This window comes from Flavobacterium gelidilacus DSM 15343 (assembly GCF_000422685.1).
Taxonomy (GTDB): domain Bacteria; phylum Bacteroidota; class Bacteroidia; order Flavobacteriales; family Flavobacteriaceae; genus Flavobacterium; species Flavobacterium gelidilacus.
This window is the reverse complement of record NZ_KE383904.1, coordinates 1-9,231: the sequence shown is the minus strand read 5'-3', so window position 1 is coordinate 9,231 and position 9,231 is coordinate 1. Positions and strand designations below refer to the sequence as shown.

Sequence of the window (9,231 nt, the reverse complement as noted above, 5' to 3'; positions counted from 1 at the left end):
ATATAAACAAAATATTCCATATTGATCTAATAAAAAAAACTCCAACATTTCTGTTGAAGTTTTTGTGGGCGATGAGGGGTTCGAACCCCCGACCCCCTCGGTGTAAACGAGGTGCTCTGAACCAGCTGAGCTAATCGCCCTATTTTAATTCGCCATACTTGTTCCGTATTGCGAGTGCAAATATACACTACTTTTTTAATGTTCCAAACATTTTTTGAAAAAAATTAATTTATTTCTGCAACAACAAATGTACTGCCTCCAACATAAATAAAGTCATCTTCTTTAGCTTCCATCCTTGCCAAAATATAAGCTTCTGAAACAGAATTACATACTACCCCAATCAATCCATAACTTTCTGCAGTTTGTTTTAAACTTGTTGCTTCTAAACCTCTTGAAATATTTGGTTTACAAAAATAAAAAAAAGCCTTTTTTGGAAATAAAGGTAAAATTGAACCTAAATCTTTATCATTTACTACTCCTAAAACTATATGCAATTGGTTGAATTTTTGCTTTTGGATTTGTTTCATTACTATTTCTAAGCCATGAGTGTTGTGAGCTGTATCGCAAATTACTGTTGGATTTTTACCTATTTGCTGCCACCTTCCTAATAAACTAGTATTTTTTACAACATTTAGTAAACCATCTTTTACTGCTTGCTCTGAAATAGTAAAATGATTATTTAATATTTCTATCGTTTGTAAAACTGTCTTCTTATTCTGAATTTGATAATCTCCTAATAAATCACATGGTAAATCTTGAATTTCTCTTTCTTGTGCATAATATGTAAGCGCATCATTTTTATTAGCTATTTCTATAAAAACATTTTTTGTCGCTGGAACGTACTCACCTATAACAACTGGAATATTTGGTTTTATAATTCCGGCTTTTTCTGCTGCGATAAGTTCTAATGTGTTTCCTAAAAATTGCGTGTGATCTAAACCAATATTTGTAATTACTGATACTAATGGAGTAATGACATTTGTTGCATCTAATCTTCCCCCCATTCCGACTTCAATAATTGCGATATCAACATTTTCATCTGCAAAATATTGAAAAGCTAAACCAACTGTCATTTCAAAAAAACTTAATTCATTTTGTTCAAAAAATGATTTATGCTTTTTTACAAATTGAACAACATAATCTTGAGAAATCTCTTTTCCGTTGATTTTTATTCTTTCTCTAAAGTCTTTTAGATGCGGTGATGTGTATAATCCGACTTTATAACCCGCTTCTTGAAGAATTGAAGCTAACATAGAAGAAGTTGAACCTTTTCCGTTTGTTCCGGCTACGTGAATTGACTTGAACTTGTTTTCTGGATTATTAAGATGATTTACTAATGCAATTGTATTAGATAAATCTTTTTTATAGGCTGAAGCACCTTGTTGCTGAAACATTGGCAATTGATCGAAGAGCCACTCGGTTGTTTCTTGATAGTTCATTTAAAAATATTATTCTCCTACACTAAAGTTAATTTCCACAAAACCAATTTGGCTATCAGGTGCATCTGCTGCTTGATTCCATTTAAAGGTTTTTGCAGTTGCAATGGCAGGCTGAATTAAACATTGACTAGTTGAATTTGAACCTTTTGCAGAATACTGAGCATCAATAACTCTACCTTGTTTGTTTACTGTAACTTGGATTATGATTCTACCCGACTCGTTACATTGCTGTAAAATTTTATCGTTTCCTGCTAAATTTCTCCCTTTTAAACCCCATTTGGTTCCGTTTCCGCTTCCTGTTCCAGAACCGTTTCCGCTACCATAATATGAATTCCCGTACATCGTTCCGTTTAATTGTCCTTTGTTACCATCAGAATCACCATCACCTTCACCAGACGAAGGAGTTTTTCCTTTACCTTTTATCATATTAGAAGCGGCACTATTAACCGTTTGCTTGACTTCTTCTTTAACTTCTTTGGTGGGAGTCGTTTTTGTTGGAGTTGTCTTAGTTGGAGTTTTAACTGGTTTTACTTTTTCTTTCTTTGGGGCAACGACTGGAGAATCGTCATCTTGAGTAGCTAAATCCTCTTGAGCTGCTACTGGTTGACTTACCGGCTGTGCAGCTGCAGCTTGAGTTTCTGCTGGCTCTACATCTCCTCTACCATTATCGCTAGTTCCGAAGTTTACTGCGATTCCGTTTTCTGGTGGTGGATCCATATAAGTTAATCCGAAAAATAAGCATATCAAAGCTAGTATTACAAAAATGATTGATGTAATAGCGAATGATTTTTTTTCTTCTGGTGTTTCTAAAACGTTCATATTTTAGTATGATTTTATGTTAACACGAATTGCACGAATTTGCACTAATTATTTTATCTTTTACACAAATTTTCACAGATTTTTTTTACTTTTGCAATCATAAATCGTTATCTTCAATCGACAATCTTATTTTTAATTTCTAAATATTATTCTTAACGAAAAGCCCCAGCCCAGATAGGAACGACATCCTTTTGTGCCGTTGTTCGGCATAAAAGATATAGTGGATAGCTGGAAATAGCTACTGAAATAAATCTTAAAAATTATTTAGGATCTACTGCTAAAACTATTTTTATTTGATTTCTATTAGCAATATCCATTACGTATACTGCTTTTTCTATCGGCACCCCTTGTTCTGCACGAAGAATTATTGCTCTACCTTTATCCTCTACACCTGGAAGAATGGTTAAAAGTTGAGCTTCTAACTGCGTTTCATCAATTGGATCTTTATCCACAAAGAATTGTAAATCTTTAGTAATATTAACGGTTGTGTTTTTATTACTATCGGTTTTTCCTTTTGCTTTTGGCAAGACTAAATCTAACGCATTAGTGGTTACCATTGTTGATGTTATCATGAAGAAAATCAGCAACAAGAACACAATATCAGTCATTGACGACATATTGAATTCTGTTGAGACTTTATTTCTTGTTTTACCTAACTTCATTATACTGGTTCGTTTAATAAGTCAAGGAAATCTACTGCGTTGGCTTCCATTTGATTTACCACTTTATTGGTTTTTACTACCAAGTGATTATAACCAATATATGCGATAATACCAACTATAAGTCCAACTACCGTTGTTGTCATTGCTGTGTAAATTCCTTCGGCTAAAGCTCCTACTTCAATTTGTCCACCGCCACTTGCCATTTTATGGAAAGCAAGAATCATACCAACAACAGTTCCTAAGAAACCAATCATTGGTCCTGCTCCAGAAATTGTTGCAAGCATTGATGTGTTTTTTTCTAGTTTGTATAATTCTAGCGTTCCTGCGTTTTCAATTGCTGTGTTTATATCTTCTAAAGGTTTTCCGATTCTAGATATTCCTTTTTCGATTAATCGAGCTACTGGAGAATCTGTTTGCGCGCAAATCATTTTAGCATTGTCGATTTTTCCTGAAGAAATATTCATTTTGATGTTATTCATAAAACTTGAATCGATTTTACTCGCTTTATTGATTGCCATAATTCTTTCAAAATACAAGAATAATGCAAAAAACAAAAGTACAAACAACACAAACATAATGGCCATACCACCAATTCCACCACTTGTTAAAAGTGACCAGATTGAAAGTGTTTGTTCTACTGGCTGATCATCTGCTAAAACCTGATTAGCAACTGCTAAACTGTCGACTTGAAGAAATATACTCATAAATTTATTTAATATATAGTAAAACGTAAATGTATTATAAAAATTGTATTAAGCGGCATTTAATAAAAAGTCTCTTAATAAAACAAAAACTGCAAATCCTGATAAAAATCCGATTAAGGCTAACCAACCGATTTTTTTAAGATACCACATAAAGTTAATTTTTTCCATACCCATTGCCACTACACCTGCAGCTGAACCGATAATTAACATACTTCCACCTGTTCCTGCAGAATAAGCAATAAAGTGCCAAGCTGGTTCATCTATTGGAATTGAAAACATTCCGATACTTGCTGCTACTAAAGGCACATTGTCAATTACCGCTGAACCAACTCCTAAAAATAAAACTACTAAATCTGAAATATGAGTAGATGCAAGTTCAGTTCCTAAAAATGGCACAGAACTTTCTAAAACTCCTGCAAATTCGAACAACATTCCTAAAGATTCTAAAGCTGCAACAGCCATTAAAATTCCTAAAAAGAATAAAATACTTGGCATTTCGATTTTAGACAATGAGTGATGTATTGGACTATGTGCTGGAGAATTAGCCCCTCCACCTGCATTTGCATCTGCCATTGAGAACTTTGAATTACTAAAGTATTCTGCAAAAATAGAGACGATAGCTAAAGACAACATCATACCCATATATGGTGGTAAATGCGTAACTGTTTTAAAAATTGGCACAAAAAGAATACCTGACAAACCTAAGTAAAACATTATTGCGCTGTGTTTTGAAGAAGATTTTTCTTCTTTTAAATCTTCAGTTGAAATTTCACCTTTGAAAATCGATAATCTTGAAGCTATAAAAGTTGGCACTGCATAACAAACTAATGAAGGCAGAAGAACGTGTATGATTAAACTAGAAGCCGTTACTTTATTTGCAATCCACAACATTGTTGTAGTTACATCACCAATTGGAGACCAAGCTCCACCTGCGTTAGCAGCAATTACAATTAGACCTGCATACCACAAACGAACTTCTTTTTCTTTTACAATTTTTTGTAGAATAGTAATTAGTACAATTGTAGCTGTTAGGTTGTCAATAATGGCTGACAAAATGAATGCTAAAGTTGTAAATAACCAAAGTAAATTAACTTTTCGTTTAGTTTTTACATAAGATTTGATTGTTGAAAATCCATCAAAATAGTCAATGATTTCTACAATAGTCATTGCACCTAAAAGGAAAACTAAAATCTCTGCTGTTTTACCTAAATGATGTAATAAAACACCTTCGATGTGATGTACGTCTAATGATCTCGTTGCCGTGTTTACTTCATAAACATCTAAATGAGCAACTGCAATGATTGCCCATAAGATAGCCATCATAGCTAATGCAGGTACAAGTTTGTCGACTTTAATATTATGTTCTAATGCAATAGCTAAATATCCTACTACAAATATTATTATTAAAATTGCTTCCATTTATTTTTTATTATTATGTTTTAGACTAATTGTTTTAATGCAATTTCAAAAGCAGTTGCACTAATATTTTTGTTATCAGAATTTTGATCGTATGCCTTCTGTATAGCATTTTTTATTATTGAAGAAGTGTCTGAAAATATGGCTTCATCGGTCATTTGTACTTTTTTCTCCATGAAATAAGCAAATACTCTTGCCATTCCACAGTTTGAAATAAAATCAGGAATTAAACTAATTTGTTTATCTGTTTCTTCCATAATTGGTCCAAAGAAAATTGCTTTATCTGCAAAAGGAACATTAGCTCCACAAGAAATAACTTCTAAACCTGAAGCAATCATTTCGTCAATTTGTGATTTTTGAACTAGTCTAGACGCAGCACAAGGAGCAAATATTTGAGCTTCAATATTCCAAATTCTCTTGTTGATTTCATCAAAAGGAATCATATTTTCGGCTACTAATTTGTTTCCATCTTTGTTTAAGAATAATTGTGTAATTTCTTCAAATGAAAATCCTTCTTCATTAATCAAACCACCGTCTCTTTCTATAATTCCAACCACTTTTGCTCCCATTTCTGCTAGATAGAAAGCTGCTGCAGAACCTACATTTCCGAAACCTTGCACTATTGCTTTTTTTCCTTTAACATTTCCACCATAAATATCGTAATAATGACGAACCGCTTCTGCAACGCCATAACCTGTTATCATATCAGCTATGGTGTATTTACGAGAAACATCTGGAGAAAAATTAGGGTTTTCTATTACCTTAATTACGCCATGACGTAATTGACCTATTCTATTGATTTTATCAGCTTCAGTCGGCTTGAAATGTCCGTTAAAAACACCTTCTTGAGGATGCCAAACGCCACATTCTTCTGTCATTGGAATAACTTCGTGAATTTCATCAACATTTAAATCACCACCAGTTCCATAATAATTTTTCAATAATGGTGAAACTGCTTTATACCAGCGTTCTAAAACACCTTTTTTTCTTGGATCACTTGGGTCAAAATTAATTCCAGATTTTGCACCACCAATTGCTGGTCCAGAAACAGAGAATTTAACCTCCATTGTTTTAGCTAAAGAAAGCACTTCGTTCATGTCTAATCCCTTTCTCATTCTAGTTCCACCACCAGCTGCACCACCTCTTAGTGAGTTGATCACTGTCCAGCCTTCAGCTTCTGTTTCAGGATCTTTCCAATTAAAAACTATTTCTGGTTCTTTATTTTCAAATTTTTGTAATAAATCTTTCATTAATTCTTTTAAATTGTAATTCAACAAATATACATAATCTGCATGACTACATAAAGCATTCACATTTTTTTAGTATTTTAATAACATCTAAATCCATAAACAAACTGATTATCAATAAATTAATGTTTTATTTGATAAAGTTTGCCTGAACTATGATCTTGTTTTGCTCCAGTAACACTACACAAAACATTAGTTTCTTTTCTTAATTTCAAAATTCCTAAAAAAGCAAAAATTAAGGCTTCTTTAAATTCAATAGTTTTTTTATCTGGAATAACTATTTTATTCTCAGATAAATAAAACTTTATTCTTTGGATTAAAAAGTCATTATAAACTCCTCCACCTGTAATTAAAAGTGATGCATCTTTCTTAGCTATAACTTTACTAATTTGAAAAGCAACATGTTCTACAAAAGTATTCATCTTGTCCTTTGTAGGAATTTTAAATGACTCAATTAAAGGAAAAACAAATTCGCTAATAAATTCGATTCCTAATGATTTTGGATGATCTGAACTGTAAAATTCCAAATCATTAAGTTTTTGGAACAGTCCTAAATTCAAATTTCCAGATTTTGCAATATTACCTTTATCGTCATAATAAAAACCTAATAAATTTGAATAAAAATTCAAAACTGTATTTACAGGAGAAATATCAAAAGCAATTCTTTTGCCTTTATCTTCAAATGAAATATTTGAAAAACCTCCTAAATTTAAGCAATAATCAAATTCAGAAAAAAGAAGTTGATCTCCAATAGGAACTAAAGGAGCTCCTTGTCCACCGTATTCAACATCTTGAACTCTAAAGTCACACACAAAATTCTGATTTATTAATTCTGAAATTTTGGGTAAGTTTCCAATTTGTAATGTATATCCTAAATTAGGTTTATGCAAAATAGTATGACCATGACTACAAACGGCATCTAAATTTTTTATATTCTTATTAGTTATAAATTCATTGATTATTTTAGCTAACAAATGAGTGTAATCAACATTTAGTTGCTCTAATTGAGATTCTGAAAAATTAACTGCTAATTTTAATTTATTTAACCACTCTACAGAATATGAAATGGTTTCTGCTTCTAAAATTTCGTAATTCCAATCGTCAGTTTTGTTAAATTTAACATGTGCCAAATCAACTCCATCCAATGAAGTTCCTGACATTACTCCGATAACGTTATAGTTCTGCTTAAACATGGGTTAAATTTACAAATAGTTATTGAAAATTTGCTAATTATTGAGTACATTTGACAACTTATTTTATTACAAATTCGAAACAATATATTTTAGATTATGGATTTCAAATTAAACGAAGAGCAATTAATGATTCAGCAAGCTGCGAGAGATTTTGCTCAAACAGAATTATTACCAGGAGTAATCGAAAGAGACGAACATTCTAAATTTCCTACAGAGCAAGTCAAAAAAATGGCTGAATTAGGTTTTATGGGAATGATGGTTGATCCTAAATATGGCGGTGCTGGTTTAGATAGCATTTCATACATATGCGCAATTGAAGAAATCGCAAAAATTGATGCTTCTGCAGCTGTAATTATGTCAGTAAACAATTCTTTAGTTTGTGCAGGAATCGAAAAATATTGTAACGAAGAACAAAAACAAAAATACCTTTTACCACTTGCTACAGGTGAAGTGATTGGGGCATTTTGTTTGTCTGAACCTGAAGCAGGTTCTGATGCTACATCACAAAAAACAACTGCAATTGATAAAGGAGACCATTATTTATTAAATGGTACAAAAAACTGGATTACAAATGGGAACTCAGCTTCTACATATATAGTAATTGCACAAACTGATATAGAAAAAGGACATAAAGGAATAAACGCTTTTCTAGTTGAAAAAGGTTGGGAAGGTTTCTCAATTGGACCTAAAGAAAAGAAGATGGGAATTAGAGGTTCAGATACACATTCATTAATGTTTTCTGACGTAAAAGTCCCAAAAGAAAATAGAATTGGGGAAGACGGTTTTGGATTTGCTTTCGCAATGAATGTACTAAATGGTGGAAGAATAGGAATTGCTTCCCAAGCATTAGGAATTGCTCAAGGAGCATATGAATTAGCATTAAAATACGCTCAAGAAAGAGTAACGTTTAAGAAACCAATTATCCAACACCAAGCAATTGCTTTCAAATTGGCTGATATGCACGTGCAAATTACAGCTGCAAGAATGTTATGTTACAAAGCAGGTTTTGAAAAAGATAATGGTGAAGATATTTCTCATTCAGGTGCAATGGCAAAACTATTTGCTTCAGAAACTGCAATGAATACAACAATCGAAGCCGTTCAAATTCATGGTGGAAACGGTTATGTAAGTGAATATCATGTAGAAAGAATGATGCGTGATGCAAAAATCACACAGATATATGAAGGAACTTCTGAAATTCAACGAATAGTTATTTCAAGAGGTTTAACAAAATAATTCAACCTACATAATTATAATAGAATCCAATTCGCAAGAGTTGGATTTTTTTTTGTGCGTGTCCCTTTGGGCCGGGCTATCCGCACTCGCTTTTTTTGTTTAAAGTATTTTACAAAAAAGAGCTCAAACAATTGCTCCTATCCCTCACGCAATCCACGTTACTATTCATATTTGAGTTTTAATACAACTTTTACACAGTAAATAACTTCATTAATTGGAGTTTGGTTTCTATTTTTTATAAATACAGCCGTATTTAGAGTTTTCTAGAAAAGTTTAAAACAACAAAAAACCCTTATCAACTAAATGATAAGGGTTTCTAAAGAAAGGCGACGACATACTCTCCCACATTACTGCAGTACCATCTGCGCAATCGGGCTTAACTTCTCTGTTCGGAATGGGAAGAGGTGAGCCCCGACGCAATAACCACCTTAAGCTGGTTTGCAAGGGTATCCCGATGTATCGGGACAACGTTACAGAATATCTTAACATACTGAGATAAATAAATTTAATATTTT

8 protein-coding genes, 1 tRNA gene and 1 rRNA gene are annotated in these 9,231 nt (G+C 32.6%); 1 reads left to right on the top strand and 9 read right to left on the bottom strand.

Features of this window, described 5'->3' with window-relative positions:
• Positions 1 to 65: 65 nt before the first annotated feature.
• The 8 genes from G507_RS0112465 to G507_RS0112430 all read right to left on the bottom strand — a co-directional run bounded on the left by G507_RS0112465 (position 66) and on the right by G507_RS0112430 (position 7,480).
• Positions 66 to 140: transfer RNA gene (locus G507_RS0112465), tRNA-Val, on the bottom strand.
• A gap of 84 nt (positions 141 to 224) precedes the next feature.
• Positions 225 to 1,439: a bifunctional folylpolyglutamate synthase/dihydrofolate synthase gene (locus G507_RS0112460; RefSeq protein WP_026717792.1), complete on the bottom strand. Its 1,215-nt coding sequence runs from the start codon at positions 1,437 to 1,439 to the stop codon at positions 225 to 227.
• A 9-nt stretch (positions 1,440 to 1,448) separates the two neighbouring features.
• A complete protein-coding gene (locus G507_RS0112455; protein WP_026717791.1) occupies positions 1,449 to 2,258 on the bottom strand; it encodes an energy transducer TonB in 810 nt (269 codons plus the stop codon).
• 260 nt (positions 2,259 to 2,518) lie between these two features.
• The gene (locus tag G507_RS0112450) at positions 2,519 to 2,920 is read right to left on the bottom strand and encodes an ExbD/TolR family protein (protein WP_026717790.1); all 402 of its coding nucleotides are present in this window, start codon (positions 2,918 to 2,920) and stop codon (positions 2,519 to 2,521) included.
• On the bottom strand, positions 2,920 to 3,624 hold the full coding sequence (locus G507_RS0112445; protein ID WP_026717789.1) for a MotA/TolQ/ExbB proton channel family protein: 705 nt from the start codon (positions 3,622 to 3,624) through the stop codon (positions 2,920 to 2,922). The genes G507_RS0112450 and G507_RS0112445 overlap by 1 nt, the downstream gene beginning before the upstream one ends.
• Positions 3,625 to 3,672: 48 nt before the next feature.
• Positions 3,673 to 5,043: a sodium:proton antiporter NhaD gene (gene nhaD / locus G507_RS0112440; protein ID WP_026717788.1), complete on the bottom strand. Its 1,371-nt coding sequence runs from the start codon at positions 5,041 to 5,043 to the stop codon at positions 3,673 to 3,675.
• Between the two features lie 20 nt (positions 5,044 to 5,063).
• Positions 5,064 to 6,290 (bottom strand): Glu/Leu/Phe/Val dehydrogenase dimerization domain-containing protein, encoded by a 1,227-nt coding sequence (locus G507_RS0112435; protein ID WP_026717787.1) that lies wholly within the window; start codon positions 6,288 to 6,290, stop codon positions 5,064 to 5,066.
• A gap of 119 nt (positions 6,291 to 6,409) precedes the next feature.
• Entirely contained in the window at positions 6,410 to 7,480 is a 1,071-nt protein-coding gene (locus G507_RS0112430; protein ID WP_026717786.1) for an anhydro-N-acetylmuramic acid kinase, read from the bottom strand.
• A gap of 96 nt (positions 7,481 to 7,576) precedes the next feature.
• On the opposite strand from G507_RS0112430, the gene G507_RS0112425 reads away from it, so the two are divergent.
• Positions 7,577 to 8,716 carry an acyl-CoA dehydrogenase gene (locus G507_RS0112425; protein WP_026717785.1) on the top strand — a complete coding sequence of 380 codons (1,140 nt, stop codon included), beginning with the start codon at positions 7,577 to 7,579 and terminating at the stop codon, positions 8,714 to 8,716.
• Between the two features lie 321 nt (positions 8,717 to 9,037).
• Here the strand turns inward: G507_RS0112425 and rrf are convergent.
• Positions 9,038 to 9,147: ribosomal RNA gene (gene rrf, locus G507_RS0112420) — 5S ribosomal RNA — on the bottom strand.
• Positions 9,148 to 9,231: the final 84 nt, after the last annotated feature.